Below are 662 nucleotides of genomic sequence, written 5' to 3'. Positions count from 1 at the left end.
GTCCCCATCCGCTTGATCAGTACCGCAAGGTGATCGAGGTCAATCTGATCGGCACGTTCAACATGATCCGCCTCGTCGCCGAACGCGCGTCAAAGCTCGAGCCGCTGCCGGGCGGCGAGCGCGGCGTCATTGTCAACACCGCTTCGGTTGCCGCCTATGATGGCCAGATCGGCCAGGCCGCCTATGCGGCGTCCAAGGGCGGCGTCGTCGGCATGACGCTGCCGGTGGCGCGCGACCTTGCCCGTTCCGGCATCCGCGTCTGCACCATCGCTCCCGGCATCTTCAAGACGCCGATGATGGCCGGCATGCCGCAAGAGGTGCAGGATTCACTGGGCGCCGCCGTGCCGTTCCCGTCGCGCCTGGGCGAACCGTCCGAATATGCCGCTCTCGCCCTGCACATCATCGAGAACCAGATGCTGAACGGCGAGACCATTCGCCTCGACGGCGCCATTCGCATGGCGCCGAAATAAACCGGTCATGAGCGCCGGCCTGTCCGCTGCCGCTAAAACCGGTCCGCTGACCGGGCTGAAGGTGATCGAGATGGCCGGGCTCGGCCCCGTGCCGCTGGCCGGCCTGATGCTGTCGGAGATGGGCGCGCAACTGTTGCGCATCGAACGGGCGGGGACGAGCCAGCTCCTGCCGCTGCCGGATGAGTATAACAT

The 662-nt window shown here is 66.3% G+C and carries 2 protein-coding genes; both read left to right on the top strand.

Going from position 1 to position 662, the window contains the following annotated elements; genetic code table 11:
• A partial coding sequence (locus EN914_RS37475; RefSeq protein ID WP_127389787.1) for an SDR family NAD(P)-dependent oxidoreductase occupies window positions 1–470 on the top strand: 470 nt, incomplete at its 5' end.
• Between the two features lie 7 nt (window positions 471–477).
• A partial coding sequence (locus EN914_RS37470) for a CoA transferase (RefSeq protein ID WP_206527353.1) occupies window positions 478–662 on the top strand: 185 nt, incomplete at its 3' end.

The organism is Mesorhizobium sp. M7A.F.Ca.CA.001.08.2.1, assembly GCF_003998455.1.
Classification (GTDB): Bacteria; Pseudomonadota; Alphaproteobacteria; order Rhizobiales; family Rhizobiaceae; genus Mesorhizobium; species Mesorhizobium ciceri.
The sequence above is the reverse complement of the archived record's forward strand: the minus strand, read 5'-3'. Positions and strand labels throughout refer to the sequence as shown.